The organism is Paenibacillus sp. FSL L8-0435, assembly GCF_037965655.1.
GTDB lineage: Bacteria > Bacillota > Bacilli > Paenibacillales > Paenibacillaceae > Paenibacillus.
This window is the reverse complement of the sequence record NZ_CP150185.1, coordinates 2,375,722-2,400,937: the sequence shown is the minus strand read 5'-3', so window position 1 is coordinate 2,400,937 and position 25,216 is coordinate 2,375,722. Positions and strand designations below refer to the sequence as shown.

Sequence of the window (25,216 nt, the reverse complement as noted above, 5' to 3'; positions counted from 1 at the left end):
CAACAACCACACATCTTTTATCGGCTATCTCATCGAAATCCTTTAGATAGAAACAAAAATAAACGATATGTCACCGGTCGGAGAGAGAACCTTTTACGATTCGTCTAAGGAATGATTATCCTTCGTCGATCTCGTAAGTGTTCTCTACGGTCCAGTGCATATCGTTCATTCATTCGACCTTTTAGCAATTACATTGCAACCCTATATCACAGGATATACTGACTTAAATCACGATCAAGTGCAATATCATTCAATTTCTCACGGACATACTCCGGAGTAATCACCATACGTTCCAATGTAAGCTCAGGTGCCTCAAAGGATAAATCCTCCAAAAGCTTTTCAAGAATTGTATGCAATCGACGAGCACCTATATTTTCTGTATTTTGATTGACGGATTCAGCCAATTTGGCAATCTCGCGAATGGCCTCATCCGAGAACTCAATCTCAATATTCTCGGTGCGCAACAGATCCACATACTGCTTGGTCAGTGCATTTTGGGGTTCAGTCAGAATGGATACAAACTCCTCCAGTGTTAGACTGCTTAGTTCCACACGAATTGGGAAGCGTCCCTGAAGCTCGGGAATGAGATCAGAGGGTTTAGCGACATGAAATGCGCCAGCTGCCATAAACAGAATATAATCCGTTTTGACAGGGCCATATTTCGTCATTACTGTAGAGCCCTCTACGATAGGCAGAATGTCACGTTGCACACCCTCACGGGATACATCGGGTCCACTACCGCGTCCTTGACTGGCAACCTTGTCGATTTCATCGATGAAAATGATACCTGTCTGCTCCGCCCGGCGAATGGACTCCTGGGTAACATCATCCATGTCGATTAATTTCCCTGCTTCTTCCTGAATCAACACTTTACGCGCTTCTTTAATAGCGAGTTTACGTTTTTTTGTACGACGTGGCAACAAGCTACCAAACATCTCCTGCATGTTCATGCCCATCTGATCATTACCTTGACCAGCAAACATGTCCATCATGTTAGGAGCAGTGTCTTCGACATCAATTTCAATGATGTCATCCTCCAACTTGCCAGATAACAGATCAAACTTGATCTTACGGCGGCGTTCGGCAACCCCGGTATCCGGTTCTGGCTCATCCTGTTCCTGAACGTTGTTGCCATTATTCCCAAAGATCATCTCAAAGGGATTACGCTGATTCTTGGACTTAGACTGTGAAGGAGCCAAAATATGTACAATTCTCTCATTGGCCGCTTCTTCAGCTTTGTCCTTCACTTTTTCAGTGCGCTCCAGCTTCACCATCCGCAGTGATGTCTCAATCAGATCACGTACCATCGATTCAACGTCACGGCCAACGTAACCCACTTCAGTGAACTTGGTAGCTTCCACTTTCACAAATGGCGCACCTACCAGTTTAGCGAGGCGACGGGCGATTTCCGTTTTACCCACACCGGTAGGTCCAATCATCAAGATATTTTTAGGCACAATGTCGTCCTGAGTATGCTCAGGCAAAAGGCTACGCCGATAACGATTACGAAGGGCTACCGCTACCGATTTTTTAGCTTTCTTTTGACCTACAATATACTTGTCAAGCTCTGCAACAATCTGTCTCGGTGTTAACGCTTGAGTATTCATATTGCTTCCCTCCTACCAGTATGTTGAATTTATTTTACCTAACAAGGACAAAGAATCCCCTAGACGTCCTGGAGCAGATTACAGAATCATGCTCCACTACGGGAGATTTCTTTGGCTTATAACTCTTCTACAATAATATTACTGTTCGTATATACACATAGCTCCGAGGCAATCTGAAGCGATTCACGCGCAATATCTTTTGCTTCCAGGTTTACTGCATGACGTTTCAACGCACGCGCAGCAGATAAGGCAAAGTTTCCACCTGATCCGATAGCGATAACGTCATCATCAGGCTCAATAATTTCGCCGCCACCTGAGATGAGCAACATGCCTGTTTTGTCCATTACAATCAACAACGCCTCAAGCTTGCGCAAGATCCGATCCTGACGCCAATCCTTGGCAAGCTCTACAGCAGCACGCTGCAAGTTACCATGGTGCTCCTCCAGCTTACCTTCGAATTTCTCAAACAGGGTGATCGCATCCGCCACAGAACCAGCAAAGCCAGCAACAACCTGTCCGCGGTACAAACGTCTTACCTTCTTGGCTGTATTCTTCATCACAACACTTTGGCCCATGGTCACCTGACCATCTCCTGCGATTGCAGCCTTACCATTATGACGAACAGCACAGATCGTTGTAGCATGAAATGACATATCCATGATATCAGCATCCTCCCACGAATAATTTATACGCGTTCCGGAACAGTTAGACCTTCTGCCTCAGCAAAACTCGTGATGCCATCCAGTGCACGCTGTGCAAGAGCTTCATTTTTTTCCTTTTTGTTACGAATCTTCGTTTCAAGCTTCGGCAACAAACCAAAGTTTGCGTTCATTGGTTGGAAGTGCTTGAAGTCAGCCGTTGTAATATACTGAGCCATACTCCCAAGTGTTGTTTCTACGGGCAATACCACCAGTTCCTGCCCAAGTGCTGCTTTGGCTGCGTTCATGCCGGCAATAAGCCCTGATGCAGCAGATTCCACATAACCTTCTACACCCGTCATCTGACCTGCAAAGAACAAGTTAGGACGCTCTTTAAACTGATACGTCGGAAGAAGCAGTTTAGGAGAATTAATAAATGTATTACGGTGCATTACGCCATAACGAACGAACTCTGCATTTTCAAGTCCAGGAATAAGGGAAAAGACTCGTTTCTGTTCTCCCCATTTCAGATGCGTCTGGAAGCCAACCAAGTTATACAGGGTTCCAGCTGCATTGTCCTGTCTAAGCTGAACAACCGCATGTGGTAACTCTCCTGTATGAGGGTTAACCAGACCTACCGGTTTCATTGGACCAAACAGAGCTGTCTGTTTTCCGCGTTTCATCATCACTTCGATTGGCATACAGCCTTCAAAGTAGATTTCTTTCTCAAACTCTTTTAATTGAGCAACCTCAGCAGTAATGAGAGCTTCATAGAAGACATCAAACTCTTCTTCTGTCATGGGACAGTTCAGATATGCCGCTTCGCCTTTATCATAACGGGAAGCCAGATACACCTTGTTCATATCAATTGAATCTTTTTCGATAATCGGTGCAGCTGCATCATAGAAGTAGAAATACTCTTCTCCCATTAGTGCCTTGATTTGCTCAGACAATGCGGGTGAAGTCAGCGGCCCCGTTGCAACAACAACGATGCCATCTTCCGGCAGAGAAGTTAGTTCCTCATTCACCACTTCGATGAGCGGATGCTGGTGCAACGTGGATGTAATCTCACCTGAAAATCCATCCCGGTCCACAGCAAGTGCCCCACCTGCAGGAACTGCATGTTTGTCTGCTGCTGACAATACAAGAGAATTGAGCATTCTCATTTCTTCTTTTAACACACCCACTGCATTGGTCAATCCATTCGCACGCAGCGAGTTGCTACATACCAGCTCTGCAAATTTATCCGTATGATGAGCTGGCGTTTTCACAACAGGTCTCATCTCGTATAATTTTACGCGTACGCCGCGACTTGCAATCTGCCAGGCCGCTTCTGTTCCTGCAAGCCCGGCACCAATAACGGTTACTTGTTGTTCATTTGTCAAAATCATTTACCCCCATAAAGCAATTTCATATTTCACTATAATTGAATTGATTCACATATATACTAATCCGCTGATTCGTCATCCGGTTCATCCACCGGCTCCTGATGATCACATGAAGTACACTGCAATCGTGCTCCCTTTTTGTTCCGCTTTTCAATCATTAGCGATCCGCAACTTGGACATGGTTTGGCTGAAGGTCTGTCCCATGAGACAAAATCACATTCAGGATATTTGTCACAACCGTAGAAAATACGTCCTTTTTTGCTACGACGCTCAACAACATGACCTTCCTTACACTTCGGACAAGTCACGCCGATATCCTTGATAATCGGTTTGGTATTCCGGCAATCAGGGAAGCCAGAGCACGCAAGAAACTTGCCAAAACGCCCGAGTTTATAAACCAGCGGTTTGCCGCACTTCTCACAGATCTCATCTGATACTTCGTCTTCAATCTCGATTTCTTTCATTTCTTCTTCCGCAAACTCAAGGCGTTTCTCAAAAGATTCATAGAATTCTGCGAGTACTTTGACCCAATCCTCGGAACCTTCCTCAACATGGTCAAGATCACCTTCCATGTTTGCGGTAAATTCTACATTCAGGATTTCCGGGAAAAACTCTTCCATCTGTTCGATGACCAGTTCACCAAGCTCGGTTGGCATGAATTTCTTTTCCTCTATCGCAACATATCCGCGCTTCTGAATGGTCTCCAGTGTTGGCGCATATGTACTCGGACGCCCTATACCCAATTCCTCAAGCGTCTTAACCAACCTTGCCTCCGTATATCGGGGTGGCGGTTGTGTAAAATGCTGTTTTGGCTCAATCTCCTGCTTATCAAGCACATCTCCACTTTTCAACGGAGGCAGCAGACGATCTTCATCGGTTGTACCATCGTCGTTTCCTTCAACATATACCTTCATGAAACCTTGGAACCGCACCTTCGAACCTGCTGCACGGAAAATGGTGTCCCCCGCAGCAATATCTACAGAGAGTGTATCCAGGATAGCCGAAGACATCTGGCTCGCTACAAAACGTTCCCATACCAGTTTATACAAGCGGAACTGATCGCGACTCATGAATGACTTGATTGAGTCAGGATCACGCAGAATTGAAGTTGGACGAATTGCTTCATGCGCATCCTGAGCATTAGCTGCTTTTTTGGAATAGTTTCGTGGAGACTCAGGTGCAAATGGCTCACCATACTTACCAACGATATATTCTTTGGCTTCTTCTTGTGCAGATGCCGCAATTCGTGTGGAGTCCGTACGCATATACGTGATGAGACCTACTGTGCCTTCTTTTCCAAGGTCTACACCTTCATATAGTTGTTGGGCGACCGACATCGTCTTGGAAGCTCTGAAATTCAATTTACGCGCCGCTTCCTGTTGCAGAGAACTCGTCGTAAACGGGGCGGAAGGGTTACGGCTCCGTTCTTTCTCTTTAACTTCCTTGATCGTAAAGTCGGCTCCTTCGATCTGTTTCAAGATCGCTTGCACTTCCGCTTCACTACCCAGCTCTGTTTTGGCCCCGTTCAGTTTATGAAACTTGGCTTCAAACGGATTGCCGTCTGCTGTCAGTTTAGCGGTAATGCTCCAGTATTCTTCCGGCTCAAAATCATCAATTTCATTTTCACGATCTAAAATGATTTTTACAGCCACGGACTGAACCCGGCCTGCAGACAAACCTTTTTTCACTTTCTTCCATAATAACGGACTAATTTTATATCCAACGAGTCGATCCAGAATACGTCTTGCCTGCTGCGCGTTAACCAAATCCATATTGATTTTCCGCGGCGTTTTGAACGCATCTTTGACCGCCTGTTTTGTAATTTCATTAAATACAACCCGGCAATCTGCCGTATCGTCCAGTTCAAGGGCATGGGCCAAATGCCATGCGATAGCCTCACCTTCGCGATCCGGGTCAGCTGCGAGATACACTTTTTTCACTTTCTTCCGTGCATCCTTCAGTTCTTTCAAAATTGAACCTTTGCCGCGGATCGTAATATATTTCGGATTAAAATCATTCTCTACCTCAACGCCGATCTGACTCTTTGGCAAATCGCGAACATGCCCCATCGAAGCTTTTACGATGAACTTGCTGCCTAAATATTTGCCTATCGTCTTCGCCTTTGAGGGCGACTCCACGATTACGAGTGCATCCGCCATAGGTTCATCCTCCTCTCAGTCATGAAACTGTCATGAAACTGTTTCTGTAAGCTTATGCATAATTAATAACTTCTGCTAATTATATATTTCCACACACTGCGTAGGTTGTAGCTTCGTCATACCCTCGCGTATTTAGTGCCTGGTAATTGGCTAATCTGCTTTTTTATGATTAAAGATAACAGAACTGAATGCAAATGTCCAAAATCCCAACCAAGCAGCTCAACTAGTTGATCCAATGATTGTTCTCCCTGTTCCAACAGATAAATCACACGTTGTTCATCTGGAGAGAGCTTAACCTCAGCGAATATCCCTCGCCCGGAAGACTCGGTTGTTTCGGTCGAACGTCCTCTATTGTAAGGAAGTTGTTCTGCATTTGGCAAGCCCAATCGATACTCTTCCAATACATCTGCTGCACAAGTGACCAATTTGGCCCCTTGACGGATAAGATTGTGTGCTCCCTGACTTTTCGGTGATGTGATAGGTCCAGGGACTGCAAATACATCCCTGCCTGCTTCAAGCGCAGCATCTGCTGTAATGAGTGAGCCGCTGCGAATGTCAGCCTCAACAACCAATGTTCCCAGTGTCAGACCGGCAATGATTCGATTCCGTTCCGGAAATAATCCCTGGCGTGCTCTTGTACCTGGTGGATATTCCGACAAAAGCAGACCTGTCTCCGCGATTCGCTCTGCGAGGCTTGTATTTTCGGGTGGGTATATATGATCAATCCCTGTTCCGAATACGGCAATCGTTTTTCCTTTAGCACGTAGTACTACCTCATGACATACGCTATCAATACCGCGGGCAAGCCCGCTTACAATCGTCAGTCCTGCATTGCATAATTGTTCTGCCAGCTTCTCTCCAACTTTGCGCCCATACACGGTTGGCATACGAGTTCCCACCATGGCAATAGACGAATTGTGTAGCAAACTAACATCCCCTCGAGCATACATTACCCAGGGAGGCTGAACGGTTTCCTTCATTAATATGGGATAATTCTGATCCAGATAAGTAATAACCTCTATCCCCAGATTGTAAACGTGTTCTCTTTTACTCTCAATCCAATCGATAGTAAATTGGCTAGCCAAACGTGCAGCCTGATCTTTGCGCAAGCCTGCTGCGACCCAGTCGCTTTCCCCATAATTCAATAGATCGGGTAATTCATGTTGTCCCAGAATCAGTTTCGAGATCGTTTTCTTGCCAATACCCTCCATCTCATGTAACCCAAACAAGATCCATCGTTCTTCCATACCATAAACCTCCCAAAGCGGGAAGAGATCTTCCCTCATATTGTGTGTTAAGTGACCACGGAATGCAAGCGTTTACGCAGGTGGGAGACAATTCCTACCCTTTTTGCCGTAAAAAAAACGCAAAAAAGCAACCCTTCGCCCTGTTTAAGGACAAAAGGTTGCTTACCTTTTCCGTAACCATAATAGTCGGTCTACCAGAAATAGATCATTTCCGAGCCGTTTCTTCTATTATAACGAAAAAGAATTAATGTGTCGTGCACAAATTCAAAATACCGCGTTCCTCAAGTACACTCACCAAAGTCGAACCCATCTCAGCAGGAGTTGGTGCTACTTTGATTCCACATGATTCCAGCTTCGCAATTTTCTCTTTGGCTGTACCTTTACCACCAGAGATAATAGCGCCAGCATGGCCCATCCGTTTGCCTGGAGGCGCTGTTACGCCACCGATAAAGCCAACAACCGGTTTGGTCATGTTTTCACGTACCCAATCTGCAGCATCCTCTTCAGCTGTACCACCAATCTCACCAATCATGATGACCGCATGAGTCTGTGGATCTTCATTGAACCGTTTGAGGATATCAATGAACTCGGAGCCTTTTACAGGGTCTCCCCCGATTCCTACAGCAGAGGATTGTCCAATGCCACGTGTCGTCAGTTGATGAACGGCTTCATAGGTAAGTGTTCCACTACGGGAAACAACGCCTACGTGCCCCGCCATATGGATATAACCAGGCATGATACCAATTTTACATTCTCCTGGTGTAATGACACCTGGACAGTTTGGTCCGATCAGGACGGTATTTTTGCCTTCCATGAAGCGGTCAACCTTGATCATGTCAAGAACCGGAATACCTTCTGTAATACAGATTACGAGGTCCAGCTCAGCATCAACAGCTTCCATAATGGAATCTGCTGCAAATGCAGGAGGAACGTAAATGACGCTCGCTGTTGCGCCTGTAGCTTCCTTCGCTTCCTCCACAGTGTTGAACACCGGCAGACTAGCTACTGTACCGTCTTCCAACGTGATATCCACATTAGTTCCGCCTTTACCCGGTGTAACTCCGCCTACCATCTGGGTTCCGTAGTCCAATGCGCCCTTCGTGTGGAACATTCCCGTTGAACCCGTAATGCCTTGCGTAATGACTTTTGTATTTTTATCGATCAAAATACTCACGTTGCTTCACATCCTTACGGTTATTTTTCAATTCCCGGACAGCTCCGGTACTAAGGAATGAACTTATTTTACGAGGGCAACAATTTTCTGTGCACCATCGGCCATGGAATCAGCAGGAACAATATTCAGGCCAGATTCACCCAGAATACGTTTGCCAAGCTCCACGTTAGTTCCTTCAAGACGAACAACCAGCGGTTTGGTCAGGCCAAGCTGCTTCGCGGCTTCAACAACACCATTGGCGATAACATCACAGCGCATGATGCCACCGAAGATGTTAACAAAGATCCCAGCTACTTTGGCATCGGACAAGATGATCTTAAATGCTTCAGTCACCTTCTCCGTTGTCGCACCGCCCCCAACGTCAAGGAAGTTGGCCGGGTCTCCACCGTAGTATTTGATAATGTCCATCGTTGCCATCGCAAGTCCCGCACCATTGACCATACAGCCGATGTTGCCATCAAGTGCTATGTAGCTGAGGTCGTATTTGGAAGCTTCGATTTCTTTTTCATCCTCTTCATCCAGATCACGCAGTTCCAAAATGTCTTTGTGACGGAACAGGGCGTTGGAGTCAAAGTTCAATTTTGCATCTAGCGCGATAACGTTTCCATCTCCGGTAACAACGAGAGGATTGATCTCGGCAATAGAGCAATCTTTTTCGACAAATGCAGTGTACAGCGCGAGCATGAACTTAACAGCTTTGTTCACCAGTTCATTCGGAATCTTAATGCTGTAAGCCAGTTTACGGGCCTGGAACACTTGCAATCCAATAGCAGGGTCAATAATTTCTTTGAAAATTTTCTCAGGTGTAGCTTCAGCTACTTCTTCAATCTCAGTACCGCCTTCTTCGGAAGCCATCATAACTACACGGCCTGTGGCACGGTCCACAACAACACCCACATAATACTCTTTGCGGATATCGCATCCTTCTTCAATCAGAAGACGTTTCACTTCTTTGCCTTCTGGTCCAGTCTGGTGTGTTACCAATACTTTGCCCAGAATTTCGGAAGCATAGGCACGAACTTCATCCGTACTCTTCGCCACTTTTACGCCGCCGGCTTTACCCCGGCCACCTGCGTGTATTTGCGCTTTAACAACAGTCACCGGACTGCCCAGTGCCTCTGCGGCCGCAACCGCTTCATCGACTGTATAAGCAACCTTTCCGTTTGGAACGGTAACTCCATACTGTTTCAGTACTTCTTTTCCTTGATATTCATGGATATTCATTCTCGAATCCTCCTATCAACATGACTGCAACAAGGCGGGTTGGTAGACTAACAAAAGACAAATGTTGACTATTTTCACTTAAACCCAATTCATTGTAACACGTTTTTAAAACGCTTTCCTTAAAAAATTAATGGTTAATAGACAGTATTTTGATATGAGTATGATCCCATATTGTGAATGCTTGGGTATATATGGAAAAAACCTCAGCTAAAAGCTAAGGTTTCCTTGATCTAAAACTACATTTTATTTTTTGGCTGCGTTCGTGTTGGTTTGGTGAACTTTCTCCAGCAACCCTTTGAACTGACCCAGCAAAGCTTCAAACTCTGTACTGTTCAAACACGCATCACCCTGAATGGATTCAGGTATGGATAATGCCTTGTTCCGCAGCTCACGGCCGGAGTCGGTTAATGTAATTAATACTTTTCGTTCATCCTGAGCAGAGCGTTCGCGATTAATAAGTCCTGCTGACTGTAACCGTTTGAGAAGTGGTGTCAACGTTCCCGAATCGAGATAGAGTGCCTCCCCGATCTCCTTAACCGTACATTCTTCACGTTCCCACAATACCATCAGAACCAGATACTGTGAATACGTTACGCCGAGCACCTCGAGATAAGGCTGGTACATCTTCGTAATCTCCCGTGAACAAGCATATATGGCAAAGCATAATTGGTTATCCAGCTTCAAACTGTCAGTCTGCATATATCTTTCTCACCTGCCTATTGTGCATTCTATTCCTTATAAAAAAGGAACTATAAATCTATCTTATCACAAATTAGAAAAAAAACAGAATAATTGAGCACAAATGATTTTACTATTCAATTTAATTATGATAAATTAGATTGTGTGAAATATAAAAAAACGAATAGATGAGCCGTAAGTACATCTCATAATTCGATAAAAATATTACATAAGGTCCATGGAATACATTCGCGTTTTCTCGGGCCAAATTTGATAATCATAATGAAAGTTTAATACGTAACCATTTTCGCCAAAGCTATTTAATGATTTCCTTCCAAAAATAAAATTCAGGGATCAGGAAAGATGACTACAGCAATGAGAATGACAGGTTGACTCCATGATTCCTTTTATATAAAATGCTTAATAGAAGCTGAGGAAGCACCTTAATTCGTAGACTGGCCCGTATTTTGCGGAGTCAAGAATCGAGTGAGGTGTTTCTTTGTTATGTATGGAAAATTACACAGTGCGTGTTTGTACGGAATCGATGGTGTACTGATCGAGGTGGAAACCGATTTATCCAATGGTCTGCCACAGACATCCATCATCGGTTTACCGGATTCAGCTATTCGTGAGGCCGTTGAGCGTGTCCGTGCAGCGATTAAAAATTGCGGATATCAGTACCCTTTACAGCGGATCACAATCAATCTGGCCCCCGCTGATCTGCGCAAGGAAGGATCTTCCTTTGATCTGGCCATTGCTATTGGTTTACTTATGACAAGCGGTCAGCTTGTACTGCCTCCCCAGGAACGGACACTAGTGGTTGGCGAACTGGCGTTGGACGGTTCGATCAGGTCCGTGCCCGGCATTTTATCCATGGTGGACCTGGCCAAACGACAAGGCTTTACTTCTGTGCTCCTGCCTTTGGATAACGTAGAGGAAGCGTCACTGATTCGAGGTATCCAGGTGTTTGGCATTCGACATTTACAGGATATTGCTCCGGAAAATTTAGATCAATCTGCAAGTTCGGTTGGAATACCCAATAATTCGAATGCAGGACCAGTCGTGTTGAAAAATTATGCACACCTCGCTGCGCCTATAACGGATAAGACTCATAAGATGGCGGATAGGAAGCCGAGACAAACACCATTATTTGCAGACGACTATAGCGATGTTCTGGGGCAGCACCATGTAAAACGCGCGCTTATGATTGCTGCAGCAGGCATGCATAACATACTGCTCGTTGGACCGCCAGGCACGGGCAAAACGATGTTAATCAAACGTCTGCCCTCCATCCTTCCTCCTTTGTCAGAAGATGAAGCGTTGGAAGTAACCAAAGTATTAAGTGCTGCAGGCAAATTAAAAGAAGCGCCTCAAGGCCTGATTGCAGACAGACCTTTTCGCTCCCCTCACCACACGATATCCTCCTCTGGTCTGATTGGAGGCGGTGGTATCCCAAAACCAGGTGAAGTGAGCCTTGCCCATCGGGGAATATTGTTTCTGGATGAATTACCTGAATTTCAGCGCCAAGTGCTGGAGGTATTAAGGCAGCCGTTAGAGGATCGCACAGTGACAATTAGTCGGGCTCGCGCTGCATTCACCTTTCCGGCCCAGTTCATGCTTGCATGTTCCATGAATCCCTGTCCCTGCGGATATTTGTCCGCTCATTCGGAGGAACAACGATGCATATGTAGTCCAGCCCGTGTTGCCGCGTACCGAGCCAAAATTTCAGGACCACTGCTGGACCGCATTGACCTTCAGGTCGAGGTTCCTCCACCAGGTGAGTGGCGCAAGTCTGCTGCTTCCCCTTCATCTGAAGAAATGCAGGCAAAAGTAATCCACGCTCATCAAATTCAGGCTTCACGTTATGCTCAAAGTTCGGTCCGTTGGAATAGCCAGCTTTCGGGCACGCTTTTGCGACGTACAATCCAACTCCCTCAAGAGGCAGAGCAACTGTTAGAGCAAACGCTGCAAACGTTAAACCTGAGCATGCGTGCACATGATCGAATTATCAAGATGGCACAGACAATTGCCGATCTGGACCATGAAGGTGAAATTGTGACAGCTCATGTGGCTGAAGCCATCCAGTATCGTCAATTGGATCTTAATTTATTTTGAAGCTATTTTAGAAGCATATGGAGGAAAGAACAGGCCGATTTACCCAAAGGTAGTGAAATGGGCATGAAACTGTAAACAACAGAGGAAGATCGAGAAGGATTCTTTATGCAGATTCTACAATCCGGATACACCAACATGACAAAAAAACGTACAAGCCCTTCTCTTCTGTGGAGAAAGGTACTTGTACGTAGAGTTTCCTGAAACATAAACATACGGGGATCGTAGGTAGCTAAGGTTTTTAATAATTTTTTATTCGAAAAGAGTGAGTTTCTCCTTAGCTGGTGTGCGTTCTTTGGCAGAAGGAATAACATCAGGGTATCCCATATAAATCATACCTACAATCTTCTCTCCCGCCTCTATTCCAAGCGATTTGCGGAATTTGGGAGCGTACAAGAATGGCTTGGTCACCCAGAACGTTCCAATGTCTTCACTCCAGGCTGCAAGCATAAAGTTCTGAACCAATGCACTGACCGCAGCAAAGTCTTCGTCCCAGATATTCTGTCTTGGATCTTCTTCCAGCACGACAAGCATAACGGATGGAACTTGCATAATATTGGGTGAAAATTTGTTGTCTTCTCCCATTTCTGCATCAATAGCCTCGGCCAGTTTCTTCCGTCCATTTCCGGTAAACAACAAAAATCTCCAAGGTTCACGCAGTTTATGGTTAGGAGCCCAGACTGCCGTATCCAGCAATTCTATAATCTGCTGTGTAGGAACAGCTTCTTTTTTGAATTTTTTCACCGTACGACGGTTTTGAATCGCATTTCTGACTTCATTTGTTGTTTTCGTAGCTTTACTCATCGGCCGTACCTCCCTGATTATAAAATCATTTGCAACCGCAATAGTGATTCGCGGCCTAGTACACTCATTATAATTTCTTTATGACATAAAAAATAAATTCCAGTTTACCTTCTTGATTATACACCCATCTGATCACGAGATTCAAAGGGGCGGCAGAGGTCATTACCGTTAAGTTCATTACGAACAGAAAAGACGACTCTGAATCTTGATTCACCACGAGGGATCATCAAGTCAGAACCGTCTTTTATTCTCATGTTGTTATTCATTCACATATCTTATCAACAAGTAATCAATCGTCATAACTCGCCCCTTCAAACGTGCCATTCCCTTCAAATGTGCCATTAACAAAATCCATTTTGTTGTACTTCTCCTGGTTACCTGCAACATCTGTACTATAGTACTCTACCACCTTGACATCAGGGGCATAAAACTTGACGGGTCCTTCATAGTTCTTCCATTCTCCCCCATTGATTCGATATTGCGTTGTTTTTACGCCCGAACCTTTGACTTCGTCTGTTGCCTGAAGTCTGAATGTAAATCCTTTGATGTATATTTTCCCGTTCACAGTATCTGTAATAGGAACTAATCTGTACTTGGTTACTGGAGGTGTAATATCTGCATCCTTCTTAAGTACGATATTAAACGTATTATGATCTCCTTTTACAAGAGTAACGCTTAGGCTCGTTTTTAGATATCCTGCTGCTTCTCCCGTTATCGTTCTGGCCCCTGTTGGTACGCGCTTTATAAAATAATCGCCTTGAGCATCTGTCGTTGCCGAACCGCCAGCATAAACTTTAGCACCAGTTATCGGATTGCCCGCTTCATCTATTACTTTTCCACGCACGTGTGCCGCCTCTGCCAAAACAACATCCTTTCTCAAGGTTCCCCCCTCCCGGACACCCAAGCGATCCTGTTCATATAGCATATAATCATCGGCATCTATCCATATTGCAATGTTCGGATTATAGGCGTAATCAATTCCTGTAACCGCATATCGACCTTGCTGATCAGTTTTCACTATACGATCAAAGACACTTGTTACTTTTATACGAGCATCTGGAACAGGTCTGCCCGCCTGATCTTTGACTGTTCCTACAATCGTGGAAGGTTCATAAATATGAAAATCAAGCTGTTTTTGCTCTCCACCCCTTAAACTATAGTAAGTGTGATGTCGATACGGCACATACCCCTCTGCTTCAACTGAAAAGGTAAATACAGTATAGTTCTCAACGGATTCAATAATACGATAATTCCCACTCTCATCTGTCTCCACGCTGTGTTCCTTATTCCCATAATCAAGCCAATACTTGACTGTGGCGTCCTTGACAGGCAATCCCTGACGATCAATCACTTTACCTGACACACTAACCGCATTGTCAGATTCAGCAGCATAAGAAACTCCGGAATACATGATTCCAAACAAAATGAAACATAAAGATAGTGTACTTAGTCGAATGATCCATTTGATACTTGTCTGCATCTTCCACTACACCTCACCATTTATTTTATTGATCAAACATTCCTCTTTAACCTCTTAAATTAACTGACCATAAGTTCAAGCTTCCAGAATTCTCCGTCCCAAACATATTGCCAAATCCCCTGTCCACCGTTCATGGTCTCGCTGATATCCAGCACTTCCATCCGAGGGCACTCCCATACTTGTTTTACTGTGTTGTTCGAAGTATTCTGAAGCTCTTTCATACATCCCACCAACCTCTCTTTAAATTTTTCAACGTTCTTATTTTATTACAAATGATACGATTTGTATCTAAAAATTCTGAAATACAATGATTTTATTATCAATGCTCTATTTTCTCCGTTTTGTGATTTCATAGTTAAATCAAAAAAAGCCGCAGTTCCTGTATAAATAGGAATTGCGGCTTTAGTATATTAACTAATTTCAAAACTAAAACAATGCAAAGATAAGACATAATTAAACTTGTACTTCGAAATCACTGACCGACTCACACTAAAATGATACAAATCGTATCTATTGATACAGCAATAACTTCGAGTGTAATTCTTAAAAAGCATTAACAATATGATTCAGAGAGACAATCTCTCCTGCTTGATCAAGCATTACGGCAATTACATCAAAACGGATCTGAAGTTCCGTCTCTCCCGTCATTTGCAAATACACGGATGCGGTTGAACGCACCTGCTGCATTTTACGCATATCAACCGATTCCTGAGGTGTACCGTACTGAGCGGCTCCACTTCTGCTTCTTACTTCCACAAAGATAATCAGGCCCTCGCTGGAAGCAATGATGTCAATCTCACCGCTACGGCAACGCCAGTTCTGTCTAATGATCCGATAATCGTGCTCTCGCAACCATTGACAGGCAGCCTCTTCACCTAATCGGCCTTTCTGCTGTCGTGTGAGCTTTAATCCTGGCTCCTGACCCAATCTACGTTCTACCATGACTCATTTTCCTCACGTCCTGAGGCCATGCGATCTGCACGGTAGACGTACGTTAGCACCTCTGCGACCAGTTGATACAGTTCTGCCGGAATCTGTTCATCCAGATCCAACTTGGAGAGTACCTCCACAAGTGCTGCATCCTCCTGAACAGCCACGCCGTTTTCTCTGGCTTTATCCAGAATGGCTTCTGCCACTTTGCCGCGCCCCTTGGCTACAACAACAGGCGCTTCGCTCTCTCCAGGGACATATTTTAGGGCAACCGCCTTTTTGGAGAGCAGGTCCGGTTGTGACGACTCGTCTTTCATACCTTCAAGTCCACCCCTTTGTATCGTTCAGGACTATAGTCCGAGGCCCTCGTTTTTCGTTCCGCGCCCGGCTCCTGGCCGGCAGGCCACGGTTCCGCCTTGAAGGTCAGCAGTTGATAGCCCAGCTTGTCCAATGCCTGGTGGATTACCTCTCGTCCACTCTCCAGGAGCGGTCCCATTCCTTCGCGATCATTCAATACACGCAGACTGACAATGTTATTAACCACATGCACATCTACCAGAGTAGGCCCAAGACTTTTCATGTCCAGATCAAACCATAGACGGCAGTTGGACGCATCCAGCTCTCCACGTTGACCTCTGCGAGACTGAATCTGAACAGACGCCGTTTCTTCCCCGTCCGGTCCAGTGATCGGAATAAACCAGTGCATCTGTGCAAAAGTAGCACTGCGATCTGTCGTTAGCAATAACTGCTGACCTGTCAGATACTGCACGGCCTGTCCGGCGGCATCCTTAAGCGCTGCTGGTGCACCTTCGCTGCTGGCAAGCTGCAGCAGCAAGCCCTTCAGCGTGTCCGCATTCGCCGGACTCGCCACATCCCCTACGCGCGGCTGCGCTACCGCGCCGTGAACGGCCTGCTGCTCGTGCTCCGCACCGAGCAGCTTCAGCACGCGCCCCACCCACGGGTCCCCCTCGTGGGTGACAGGCGCGTGCACTGCCGCAGCTCCCGCAGGTGCTGCGGCAGTACCGCCAGCCGGCGGCGCATCAGCGCCGGCTGGCAACGGCTGCGGCACGCCTCCGGCAGCCACAGCCGCCTGGCCGCCCTGCGATGCAGGGGCGGCCTGTGCTGCCGCACCAGGCTGTGCCGGTGCGGCAGTGGACGCGCTGCGCAGGGCGTCCAGCAGCGTCAGCAGCTTGGGCGCCAGCTGCGCTGCCGTAGGCGCTGCTGGCGCCGCCTGGCCTGCTGCGGACGGAGTCCCCGCAGCAGCAGGCGTTTCAGCGCGGCCGTCAGTTCGCCCGGCCGCGCCTGCTTCAGGCTGGCCTGCACTTGCACGGCCAGCCACAGATTCTGTAGCCGCGCCTGGGGTTCCCGGGCGGCTCACAGCTTGCCCCGCGTCAGCCCCGCGCGGGCTCTCGCCAGGTATTCCGGTTCCAGACGGAATACCGGCACCTCCTTTGCCAGCCGTTTCAACGTTGCTGGCAACTGCCTTTGCCCCGGCTTCAGCATTTCCTGTACCTCCGCCAGTCTGCATGTTTCCTTTCACCGCAGTACCTGCATCCTCTGCCCCACTATCAGTCATGGATATAGATCCTGCCAATGCCGCTTGTCCTTGTTGCGTTGACAAAGTAGGTGTTCCGGTTCCAGTCATCTGACGACCATTGCCTGATGTAGCCAGTCCTTCTTCTGTCTGTGATGCATTCGGTACTACAGGTGCACCAGCCATGACTGCTGGTTTCAACGTAGCAGATTGTTCTCCAGTCAGTACCTGTTTACCTGTTGTTTGTGTCAGCATCGTTTCCAACTGGTCAGCCAACCCGCTTAATAACTGATGCAGAGGGGGGCCAAACACCGTCTGGTGTAATCCTTTTACTGTTTCCGCCGTAACCGGAAGGCCACGCTGAAAAGCAATTCCTGTCGCCTGCACCCATTCTTCCACAGGGACCTGTGCAGGTTTGGCAGTCATCATATTTTGAACCATTGCCACATTATCTTTCGTTAGCGGCACTCCGCTACGCTGCATGGCAAGTAACAGTTCCCGGTTCCCTTTTGTATCCGGTAGTCCTACATCCTTAAGCAGGTTGTTCAGCGAAGCTTGTGGCAGCTCAGCAAGTGTTCCGGACATAGGTTTCATTACCGTTATGCCATTTTCACCTGAAGGCTGCACTTGAAGTAACGTGGTCTCACCCGGACGGAGTGGAGTCTCCAACTTGGCGCGCACCTGCACACCTTGAATCTGCAGAACTGCTTCTCCCCCATCATCGGATACACTAACGACGGAGCCACGAACCACCTGACCTTCCTTTAATTCAAGCGGTTTGGCATTGCCGGGTTTACTATCTCCCATTAACCCCTTTATCATGGAACCGATATTCAAATCTCTCCCCCTCCTTTCTTTAAACCTGTGTTAAAACAACGATTGCTGCTCTCCAAGCAGGTTGCCCAGAAAACTGCGCCGATGCATCGGGGTTGCCCCCAATGCCATAATTTGCTCCCGATGAACTTTTGTTGCATATCCTTTATGTATCGACAAACCATATTCCGGATATAACGTATCCCATTCTTCCTTGCACAGCCGATCTCGCGTTACCTTGGCAATAATAGATGCCGCTGCGATCGATTGACTATTGGCGTCACCTTTAATAATGGACAGTTGAGGTACATTCACATCCACCTTCTCGGCATCCACCAGCATATAATCAGGAGTTTCTCCCAATGCTTCAACAGCTCGTTTCATCGCAAGTCTCGCAGCCTGCTTGATGTTAAGCCGATCAATTGTCTCGGCATCCGCGTACCCGATACCTACCGCCAGCGCTTTTTCCATAATGACGTCATATAATGCATCACGTTTTTTCTCCGTTAATTTCTTGGAATCATTCACACCTTCCAGGATGAGATCCTTCGGTAAAATAACTGCAGCTGCGACAACATCCCCAAACAAACATCCCCGTCCTACCTCATCAATACCAGCAATACGTTCAAATCCACTGTCCCAATACTCCCGCTCATAGAGCAACAGATCTCGAGGTTCACTGGCTTCTTTTTTCTTCTTTGGTCCAATTGGGTTCTCCAGTAGATTCAACCCGATCTCTTCTTTATTTTCAACCATAACGTTCATCTCCTCTACCCACGCTTTTTCAGCATGTGTATCACTTACAATTTTTTATAATATAGACGTATATCCTCTGTCTTTTGTTCTGTACAACCTGTCTCTCACAGCAAAACTTTTCCTTGAGGGTTTTCAATATAAAGATAGTGATGTCTTCATTTATCGGTATTTGATGGTTTAAATTGAATATATCAGACCTCGTGTATTCTAATTTGCACCACCATTCATCATAGCACGATTCTGACGCACCTGATATATAGGTCTGCCAATTCCATAAAGCGCACTGTTCTTCAATCCTCTTCCATTTTATCGTTTTCGACGTATGTTCCAGCTCTACTCCCACGTTGGTATACACAAAAAAACGACCGCTCCCGGTAATCCGGTAACGGCCGCTTCTTTCGGCACTTGTATATATGAAATGAACAGATAAAGATAATGATCTTCATCGTGTAAAGTCCATTTTTTTAATAGGGAGCTTCCATAGAAAAACGTCCCATTTTACCCGCCCGCAGTTCACGCAGAAATGCTCGTGATGCCTTTTCCAGATCAATGCGTCCACCGCTTACAATGCAACCACGGATACGGCCGACTTGTTCCATAATCGCAATAACACTGTCCGAATCATCTGCATCCCTGGAGAACTCCTGAAGTCCGTATCTCTCTTCCAAAGCGTCCCAGTAATAACGCATCAGATAACTGATTCCAAAAAAGGCGATATCCTCTGCATTCAGAATTTCTTCTTTGATCGCACCAGTTACGGCAAGACGATAACCTACATTTTGATCTTCGAACTTAGGCCAAAGAATACCTGGAGTATCCAATAACTCCATTTCTTTGCCTACCTTAATCCACTGTTGCCCCTTCGTCACACCAGGACGATCTCCTGTTAACGCAATACTCCGTCCAGCCAGTCGGTTAATCAGTGTTGATTTTCCTACATTGGGAATCCCTACGATCAACCCGCGAACCGCACGAGGATTAATCCCTTTAGCAATTTGACGGTCAATTTTTTCTTTAAGAAGAAGCTTCGCCTGTACCGGAATGTCTTTAACATTAGTGCCTGTCGAAGCATCTACAGGAAAAGCAGTAATTCCTTCTTTTTTGAAATATTCAATCCATTCTTGCGTCACTTTGGCATCTGCCAAATCCGATTTGTTCAACAAAATCATCCGGGGTTTATCCAGCAATATTTCGTCAATCATCGGATTACGGCTGGAGACAGGCAGACGGGCATCCAATAGTTCGATGACCACGTCGATGAGCTTTAACTTATCCTGAATCTGGCGTCTGGCTCGAGTCATATGACCTGGAAACCATTGTATCGTCACCTTGTCTTCACCTCATTATTTACTTCAATTTCAGTGGTTGATCCACTTGATCTCACCGATCGGCCAGAAAATCACATCTGCACGACCAATAATATCTTTTAACGAAACATAACCGATCATACGGCTGTCTGTACTATTTGGACGGTTATCTCCCATGACAAACACATGACCTGCAGGCACTTTGCCATCAGGGAACTGCTCATTCGGGAAATCCTTCACGTTATAGGTTCCACCATTTGCTTCAGCTGCATCAATGGCTCCTTGAATATACGTTTCATCAACCTTTTTACCGTTAACCATCACGGTATCGTCCTGAACCTCAACGGTATCACCTTCTACAGCAATAACACGTTTAATGAAATCCCGACCTTCGGATGGTACGTGGAAGACGATAACTTCACCGCGCTTTGGTTCTCTGATATCATATAAGATCTCGTTGACGATCACACGTTCACCCGTTTCAAAATTCGGCTGCATGGACGGACCGTCCACAACAAACGGTTTGAAGAGCAACCACCGAATGAGAATGACGAGAACTAATGCGATAACAATGGCTTTAAGCCATTCAACAATTTCATTTTTGGCTTTTTTGGATCGACTGTTTTTCTCTTCGGCAGGATTGCCCCGGTCATGTTGAACTTCTTGTTCCATTCAAGATCTTCCTCTCTTCACAGTACATGTTTATAGCAGTACACACATCCAGCATTCTGTATCGTTCCAATAACTCAATGGATGGATACAAAACATTCACATCAGTTATGTAATCTTTCACCAAGCATTACAGTACATTTAATCCACAATTCAAATGTTTTCCAATAACTGATTTTACAAGCCTCCCGGACTATTCCCGCATGCGTTGCCATACCATTTTACTCGGAAGTGTACCTCCGGTTCAACTTTTCCCGGACAAAAACGAAAAGGGCTTGTCTCCAAGCCCTTCCCGGTATCCGTTATATTAACGAATTTCTTTAATTCTCGCTGCTTTACCGCGTAGTTCACGAAGATAATAAAGCTTCGCACGACGAACTTTACCACGGCGAGCCACTTCGATTCTATCGATTTTTGGGGAATGAAGCGGGAAAGCTCTTTCCACACCTACACCGTAAGAAATTTTACGAACTGTAAAAGTCTCACTGATTCCACCACCACGGCGTTTAATCACAACACCTTCGAACAATTGGATACGCTCACGAGTTCCCTCGATTACCTTAACGTGCACTTTCAAAGTGTCACCAGGACGAAAACTCGGAATATCCTTACGAAGTTGTTCTTGTGTAATCGCTTGAACGATATTCATCTATGACTCCCTCCTTCCGTACAGGCGTTCATACTTCTTCCAGAGATCACCTTGTCTCCTTCATTATCCATAGAGGACCGCCGTATTCCACATAACAGACTTATTGTATCACGCAGCATATCAAAACACAAGAGAAATTAGACAGAATGCCTATTGTTCAATCAGCAACGCTGATACTCATCTCCATCTCATGTTGACCTCATTCTAAAATACATTCTCTCATATGGATCATGAATCAACGTTCTCATCTGCAAGTCAACCTGATGCAGGAAAAAATACTGTAACTTCCCGTGTAGCAATATCGTCTATGATATAACTTATTGACCACTTTAAAAGGAGAATCCAAAGACTCATGAAATATTGGAATAAGATCACACTGGCCCTACTTGCCATGCTCACATGCTCCATTACACTATATGCATATGCCGTAACTCATCCCACGAATGCACTGTCACACAAAGCCTGCACATCCTGGGACATAGTCAAACGCAAAGCATTCGAGCTGTCACACACTGACTTCTCTAACCAATCTGCGCTGGATCGTTCTACCTTCAAGATTGAACAAGGTACGGCTACAGAAGTCCCTGTACTGATGTATCATTACATAGAGCCCAAATTGAATAATCACGAGACAGATAATAAATCCATCATTAATCTGGAGGATTTTGAGCAAAATATGAAATACCTGCATGATGAAGGCTACCAAACGATTACACTGAATCAGCTTGAACAATATGTTAACGGGAGAATTTCCCTACCACAGAAGTCCATTGTCATTACCTTTGATGACGGATACCAGAACAATTATACATTAGCTTACCCTGTGCTTCAGAAATATAATTTTCACGCCTCGCTGTTTGTCATAGGCAGTAAAATTCAAGATCAACCTTCGGAATTTGAGCCCGCCATTAACAGTTTCATCTCCAAGCCAGAGATGCAGGCGGCAACTGACGTATTTGAATTTAACAGCCACACCTATAACCTGCATCACAAGGGATTTATGCGCTGTGGTAACAGTGTGCCTGTCGGTCTGGACACCAGCCTTCTGGATGATGATATCCAGCATATGAAGCAAACCGGAATCGACACACCTTATCTGGCCTATCCATTTGGTTATACCAGCACACAGATGATCTACAAGTTACAACAACATGGATATCGCATGGCATTTACCGTAAAGTCTGGATTTGTGCATCCAGGAGATCATCCCATGAAGCTGCCTCGCTTGACGGTCTCGACAGGTACTGATCTGGCGTCCTTGCTTCAACCCGAATCCAGTCCGCAGAACGAATTACCTGCATCGGAGAATGACCAGTGAAACCTAGAGTTTAACTTCACCGCCTGGATACAGAGTCGAGCTATACAGCCTTTTGAGCTGTGGCTTGGCTCTTTTTGCATCGGTAAGTGATAATGTCATCGGAGAACTGGAATAAATCACTGCTTCCTTTGCGTCATAGATGATGATCTGTTCCTGTCCGGTCTGAACCAGATCTGCATGTACTACATATCCCTCTTTCGGGAATTCAGTAACCGTTTTCATATTTCCATCCACCAAAGAAGGCAACACATCTCCACCTCGGCGATAAGCCAAAATATAATCGAGTCCACCTTCATCCCATTTACAAACAGGCTCTATAATGGTTAACCAACCACGAGTCGTGCGATTTTCTTTCCAAATTTCTCTCCCTGCGCTATCCAGCATGAACATTCCATCCTTACCATTCTCATCCCCACGGACAATCCGGTCCAGACCTGCAATCTGTAAACCTTCCATTCCAGTACAAAAATGACCTAACGCAATATGCTGTGATTCAATCGAATCTTCATAACGCCACTTCTCATTACCATAGCGGTCCATCATGACCGTAACACTGCCACCGATAACAACCTCAACTTCCCCATCACCGTCAACGTCTCCAAACCATATACAGTCAGCATGATCATCGAGATTAAGACAAGACCATAATAACGTCCCATCATGATCCAACATGTCATATCCGGCCATCACTTCATCTTTCCCATCTCCATCGATATCATATACCCATGGAAAATGTCCTGGATTCCCTTCATGCTTCCATAACAAATTAAAATCATGGTCAAGTGCCCATAACGTCTTATAGCGGTCTTTCAGTATAATGTCCATTCTCTGCTGGTTACCCGTCAGATTGGCGAGAATAATACAGTCATGTGCTTCATCACCTGGCAGATCACGTGTTTCTTTGATCTCTCCGGTCCGGCCATCCAATACGAGAAATTGTTTGTCCATCACACACAATACTTCATTATTTCCATCTCCATCCCAATCTGCGACCTGAGCGGGATAGTCTGAACCCGGACCACCTGCATCGGGATCGGGAGTTCCGACCTGCCATAGTAATGTTCCTTCCAGATCAAACACAGTCAAACAACATACCTGATGCGGAACATACCGATCGTCTATACCCCCATCTGCCTGTACCAGCAACATTTCAAGTCTACCGTCCCCATTCAGATCTCCCAAAAGCATTTTGCAGCGTTCTCCGGCTTGGCTAATATCTACTCTGGCGATTTCATAAGGCTGATGATTCATAACCTTCCTCCTCAGCTATCTTTATTATTGAATTCCAGCTGAGTTCACCATAAAGAAAATCCCTTTCTTTTACAACCCCATTTAGAATCATGCAAAAAAGTTCAAAGCTGCAAAAAAGTGCCTACGTAATTAAACGATGTAAACGAATGATTTTAAACCCACTCTAAAAACTCAAGGCGATTGCCAAAAGGATCATTTATATAGAAACGTCTTACACCTTCATCTGCCCTTGCTTCGTCATCGACAATATGAATTTGGTTATGAATGAGATGTTCACGCAACTGATCCAAATGTTGTACATGAAATGCCGGATGAGCTTTTGTGGCGGGAATAAAGTCTCTTTGTACTCCAATATGCACTTGGTGTCTGCCACACTCGAACCATACACCACCACGTTTTCTCAGAATTTCAGGTTTAGGAATCTCCGTCCAGCCCAGTACTTTATTGAAAAAATGACGCGCCTGCACTTCACAATCTTCTGGTGCTGCGAGCTGAATATGATCAAGACCAATAATATTGTACATTCATACACCGCCTTTCGTTTCACTTAATGAAACCTAGTTTCATTAATTATATTTTTATCTTATAGAATATACCAATAAAAATCCAGTATTCTTTTCAATGTACACAAAAAAAGCCAACCTGTGGGTATCAAGGTTGGCCTTTTGCAACTCTGGATATTTAATATTTACGTGTTTATACCATTATACTTACTCTGTGCCATTTTCACGGTTTGAGCGTATCTTTTTCAACCAAATACGTTCTTTGTCCGTCAAATCCGCTGTTTCCAACATCTCCGGTCTGCGCTCCAGCGTACGAAGCAAAGATTGCTCTCTGCGCCACGCCTCAATGTTCAGGTGATGTCCTGACAACAGCATGTCCGGTACTTTCATGCCTCTAAACTCGGGTGGACGTGTGTAATGTGGGTATTCCAAAAGTCCAGTGCTGAAGGAATCCGTCACGGCACTTGTCTCATTGCCAAGCACACCGGGTATAAGACGTACGATGCTGTCGATCGCAACCATAGCAGGTAACTCCCCACCCGTGAGTACGTAATCACCAATGGATAGTTCATCCGTCACGAGAAATTCGCGGATGCGCTCATCGTAACCTTCATAATGTCCACATATAAAAATCAGATGATCTTCCTGCACAAGTTCTTCTGCTTTCTTCTGTGTAAACGTCTCACCTTGCGGACACATTAGAATGATACGTGGAGGTTTCATCGATGCCGCAGCTTCTCCGCGTTGCTCCAGAACATCTTCTACAGCAGCAAAGATCGGATCTGGTTTTAGCACCATGCCTCCACCTCCACCATAAGGGGCATCATCTACTGTATTATGTTTATTGGTCGCATAATTACGGAAGTTGGTTGCACCGAGGGACACCAGCCCCTTCGTTTGGGCTTTACCCAAAATGCTTGCTCCAAATACACCGTCAAACATCTCCGGGAATAGCGTTAATACATCCACTTTCAT

General features: G+C 45.5%; 23 protein-coding genes. 2 read left to right on the top strand and 21 right to left on the bottom strand.

The features are described from left to right. Positions 1 to 206: 206 nt before the first annotated feature. From hslU to NST33_RS10885, 8 genes are all read right to left on the bottom strand, one after another. Entirely contained in the window at positions 207 to 1,607 is a 1,401-nt protein-coding gene (hslU, locus tag NST33_RS10920; protein ID WP_076208906.1) for an ATP-dependent protease ATPase subunit HslU, read from the bottom strand. A gap of 116 nt (positions 1,608 to 1,723) precedes the next feature. After that, positions 1,724 to 2,266, bottom strand: a complete 543-nt coding sequence (gene hslV / locus NST33_RS10915; protein ID WP_062833786.1) for an ATP-dependent protease subunit HslV — start codon at positions 2,264 to 2,266, stop codon at positions 1,724 to 1,726. A gap of 26 nt (positions 2,267 to 2,292) precedes the next feature. Then, a complete protein-coding gene (gene trmFO, locus NST33_RS10910) occupies positions 2,293 to 3,630 on the bottom strand; it encodes an FADH(2)-oxidizing methylenetetrahydrofolate--tRNA-(uracil(54)-C(5))-methyltransferase TrmFO (RefSeq protein WP_076208908.1) in 1,338 nt (445 codons plus the stop codon). A gap of 62 nt (positions 3,631 to 3,692) precedes the next feature. Then, positions 3,693 to 5,792 carry a type I DNA topoisomerase gene (gene topA, locus NST33_RS10905; RefSeq protein WP_221824184.1) on the bottom strand — a complete coding sequence of 700 codons (2,100 nt, stop codon included), beginning with the start codon at positions 5,790 to 5,792 and terminating at the stop codon, positions 3,693 to 3,695. A gap of 116 nt (positions 5,793 to 5,908) precedes the next feature. Next, the gene (gene dprA / locus NST33_RS10900; RefSeq protein ID WP_339307894.1) at positions 5,909 to 7,039 is read right to left on the bottom strand and encodes a DNA-processing protein DprA; all 1,131 of its coding nucleotides are present in this window, start codon (positions 7,037 to 7,039) and stop codon (positions 5,909 to 5,911) included. Positions 7,040 to 7,283: 244 nt separating this feature from the next. Then, positions 7,284 to 8,213 carry a succinate--CoA ligase subunit alpha gene (gene sucD / locus NST33_RS10895; protein WP_221824186.1) on the bottom strand — a complete coding sequence of 310 codons (930 nt, stop codon included), beginning with the start codon at positions 8,211 to 8,213 and terminating at the stop codon, positions 7,284 to 7,286. A 63-nt stretch (positions 8,214 to 8,276) separates the two neighbouring features. Beyond that, positions 8,277 to 9,437, bottom strand: a complete 1,161-nt coding sequence (gene sucC / locus NST33_RS10890; RefSeq protein ID WP_036609384.1) for an ADP-forming succinate--CoA ligase subunit beta — start codon at positions 9,435 to 9,437, stop codon at positions 8,277 to 8,279. A 243-nt stretch (positions 9,438 to 9,680) separates the two neighbouring features. Further along, complete coding sequence (locus tag NST33_RS10885; protein ID WP_076208912.1) at positions 9,681 to 10,136, bottom strand: MarR family transcriptional regulator; 456 nt, start codon at positions 10,134 to 10,136, stop codon at positions 9,681 to 9,683. 483 nt (positions 10,137 to 10,619) lie between these two features. Between NST33_RS10885 and NST33_RS10880 the strand changes: the two genes are divergently transcribed. Then, positions 10,620 to 12,230, top strand: coding sequence for a YifB family Mg chelatase-like AAA ATPase (locus NST33_RS10880; protein ID WP_339307891.1), 1,611 nt, complete (start codon positions 10,620 to 10,622; stop codon positions 12,228 to 12,230). Between the two features lie 249 nt (positions 12,231 to 12,479). Here NST33_RS10880 and NST33_RS10875 read toward each other — a convergent pair whose 3' ends face one another. From NST33_RS10875 to rplS, 10 genes are all read right to left on the bottom strand, one after another. Further along, positions 12,480 to 13,031, bottom strand: coding sequence for a nitroreductase (locus NST33_RS10875; RefSeq protein WP_221824188.1), 552 nt, complete (start codon positions 13,029 to 13,031; stop codon positions 12,480 to 12,482). Between the two features lie 289 nt (positions 13,032 to 13,320). Further along, the gene (locus NST33_RS10870) at positions 13,321 to 14,511 is read right to left on the bottom strand and encodes a carboxypeptidase-like regulatory domain-containing protein (RefSeq protein WP_339307889.1); all 1,191 of its coding nucleotides are present in this window, start codon (positions 14,509 to 14,511) and stop codon (positions 13,321 to 13,323) included. Between the two features lie 59 nt (positions 14,512 to 14,570). Continuing rightward, positions 14,571 to 14,732 carry a paeninodin family lasso peptide gene (locus NST33_RS10865; protein WP_139331839.1) on the bottom strand — a complete coding sequence of 54 codons (162 nt, stop codon included), beginning with the start codon at positions 14,730 to 14,732 and terminating at the stop codon, positions 14,571 to 14,573. 322 nt (positions 14,733 to 15,054) lie between these two features. Beyond that, positions 15,055 to 15,453, bottom strand: coding sequence for a YraN family protein (locus NST33_RS10860; RefSeq protein WP_339307887.1), 399 nt, complete (start codon positions 15,451 to 15,453; stop codon positions 15,055 to 15,057). Further along, complete coding sequence (locus NST33_RS10855; protein WP_036609395.1) at positions 15,447 to 15,758, bottom strand: EscU/YscU/HrcU family type III secretion system export apparatus switch protein; 312 nt, start codon at positions 15,756 to 15,758, stop codon at positions 15,447 to 15,449. Before NST33_RS10855 ends, NST33_RS10860 begins: the two co-directional genes overlap by 7 nt. Further along, on the bottom strand, positions 15,755 to 17,812 hold the full coding sequence (locus NST33_RS10850; RefSeq protein ID WP_339307885.1) for a DNA ligase: 2,058 nt from the start codon (positions 17,810 to 17,812) through the stop codon (positions 15,755 to 15,757). The genes NST33_RS10855 and NST33_RS10850 overlap by 4 nt, the downstream gene beginning before the upstream one ends. Positions 17,813 to 17,842: 30 nt before the next feature. Beyond that, the gene (locus NST33_RS10845) at positions 17,843 to 18,544 is read right to left on the bottom strand and encodes a ribonuclease HII (protein WP_260632959.1); all 702 of its coding nucleotides are present in this window, start codon (positions 18,542 to 18,544) and stop codon (positions 17,843 to 17,845) included. A gap of 464 nt (positions 18,545 to 19,008) precedes the next feature. Then, a complete protein-coding gene (gene ylqF / locus NST33_RS10840) occupies positions 19,009 to 19,872 on the bottom strand; it encodes a ribosome biogenesis GTPase YlqF (RefSeq protein ID WP_221824193.1) in 864 nt (287 codons plus the stop codon). A gap of 30 nt (positions 19,873 to 19,902) precedes the next feature. Then, positions 19,903 to 20,523, bottom strand: coding sequence for a signal peptidase I (lepB, locus tag NST33_RS10835; RefSeq protein ID WP_017689211.1), 621 nt, complete (start codon positions 20,521 to 20,523; stop codon positions 19,903 to 19,905). Positions 20,524 to 20,827: 304 nt separating this feature from the next. Then, positions 20,828 to 21,169 (bottom strand): 50S ribosomal protein L19, encoded by a 342-nt coding sequence (gene rplS, locus NST33_RS10830; RefSeq protein WP_024630190.1) that lies wholly within the window; start codon positions 21,167 to 21,169, stop codon positions 20,828 to 20,830. 352 nt (positions 21,170 to 21,521) lie between these two features. Here rplS and NST33_RS10825 point away from each other — a divergent pair, with 352 nt between their 5' ends. Further along, positions 21,522 to 22,487: a polysaccharide deacetylase family protein gene (locus NST33_RS10825; RefSeq protein ID WP_221824194.1), complete on the top strand. Its 966-nt coding sequence runs from the start codon at positions 21,522 to 21,524 to the stop codon at positions 22,485 to 22,487. 3 nt (positions 22,488 to 22,490) lie between these two features. Here NST33_RS10825 and NST33_RS10820 read toward each other — a convergent pair whose 3' ends face one another. From NST33_RS10820 to trmD, 3 genes are all read right to left on the bottom strand, one after another. After that, positions 22,491 to 23,738 carry a hypothetical protein gene (locus NST33_RS10820; protein ID WP_221824195.1) on the bottom strand — a complete coding sequence of 416 codons (1,248 nt, stop codon included), beginning with the start codon at positions 23,736 to 23,738 and terminating at the stop codon, positions 22,491 to 22,493. Positions 23,739 to 23,890: 152 nt separating this feature from the next. Beyond that, positions 23,891 to 24,262: a VOC family protein gene (locus tag NST33_RS10815; protein WP_221824196.1), complete on the bottom strand. Its 372-nt coding sequence runs from the start codon at positions 24,260 to 24,262 to the stop codon at positions 23,891 to 23,893. A 186-nt stretch (positions 24,263 to 24,448) separates the two neighbouring features. Further along, positions 24,449 to 25,216 (bottom strand): tRNA (guanosine(37)-N1)-methyltransferase TrmD, encoded by a 768-nt coding sequence (trmD, locus tag NST33_RS10810; protein WP_221824197.1) that lies wholly within the window; start codon positions 25,214 to 25,216, stop codon positions 24,449 to 24,451.

Bases quoted from the DNA above. Each gene is read 5' to 3' on its own strand.
- hslU (WP_076208906.1), bottom strand. From the start codon at position 1,607: ATGAATACTCAAGCGTTAACACCGAGACAGATTGTTGCAGAGCTTGAC.
- hslV (WP_062833786.1), bottom strand. From the start codon at position 2,266: ATGGATATGTCATTTCATGCTACAACGATCTGTGCTGTTCGTCATAAT.
- topA (WP_221824184.1), bottom strand. From the start codon at position 5,792: ATGGCGGATGCACTCGTAATCGTGGAGTCGCCCTCAAAGGCGAAGACG.
- dprA (WP_339307894.1), bottom strand. From the start codon at position 7,039: ATGGAAGAACGATGGATCTTGTTTGGGTTACATGAGATGGAGGGTATT.
- sucC (WP_036609384.1), bottom strand. From the start codon at position 9,437: ATGAATATCCATGAATATCAAGGAAAAGAAGTACTGAAACAGTATGGA.
- NST33_RS10885 (WP_076208912.1), bottom strand. From the start codon at position 10,136: ATGCAGACTGACAGTTTGAAGCTGGATAACCAATTATGCTTTGCCATA.
- NST33_RS10880 (WP_339307891.1), top strand. From the start codon at position 10,620: ATGTATGGAAAATTACACAGTGCGTGTTTGTACGGAATCGATGGTGTA.
- NST33_RS10875 (WP_221824188.1), bottom strand. From the start codon at position 13,031: ATGAGTAAAGCTACGAAAACAACAAATGAAGTCAGAAATGCGATTCAA.
- NST33_RS10870 (WP_339307889.1), bottom strand. From the start codon at position 14,511: ATGCAGACAAGTATCAAATGGATCATTCGACTAAGTACACTATCTTTA.
- NST33_RS10865 (WP_139331839.1), bottom strand. From the start codon at position 14,732: ATGAAAGAGCTTCAGAATACTTCGAACAACACAGTAAAACAAGTATGG.
- NST33_RS10860 (WP_339307887.1), bottom strand. From the start codon at position 15,453: ATGGTAGAACGTAGATTGGGTCAGGAGCCAGGATTAAAGCTCACACGA.
- NST33_RS10855 (WP_036609395.1), bottom strand. From the start codon at position 15,758: ATGAAAGACGAGTCGTCACAACCGGACCTGCTCTCCAAAAAGGCGGTT.
- NST33_RS10845 (WP_260632959.1), bottom strand. From the start codon at position 18,544: ATGGTTGAAAATAAAGAAGAGATCGGGTTGAATCTACTGGAGAACCCA.
- lepB (WP_017689211.1), bottom strand. From the start codon at position 20,523: ATGGAACAAGAAGTTCAACATGACCGGGGCAATCCTGCCGAAGAGAAA.
- rplS (WP_024630190.1), bottom strand. From the start codon at position 21,169: ATGAATATCGTTCAAGCGATTACACAAGAACAACTTCGTAAGGATATT.
- NST33_RS10825 (WP_221824194.1), top strand. From the start codon at position 21,522: ATGAAATATTGGAATAAGATCACACTGGCCCTACTTGCCATGCTCACA.
- NST33_RS10820 (WP_221824195.1), bottom strand. From the start codon at position 23,738: ATGAATCATCAGCCTTATGAAATCGCCAGAGTAGATATTAGCCAAGCC.
- NST33_RS10815 (WP_221824196.1), bottom strand. From the start codon at position 24,262: ATGTACAATATTATTGGTCTTGATCATATTCAGCTCGCAGCACCAGAA.
- trmD (WP_221824197.1), bottom strand. From the start codon at position 25,216: ATGAAAGTGGATGTATTAACGCTATTCCCGGAGATGTTTGACGGTGTA.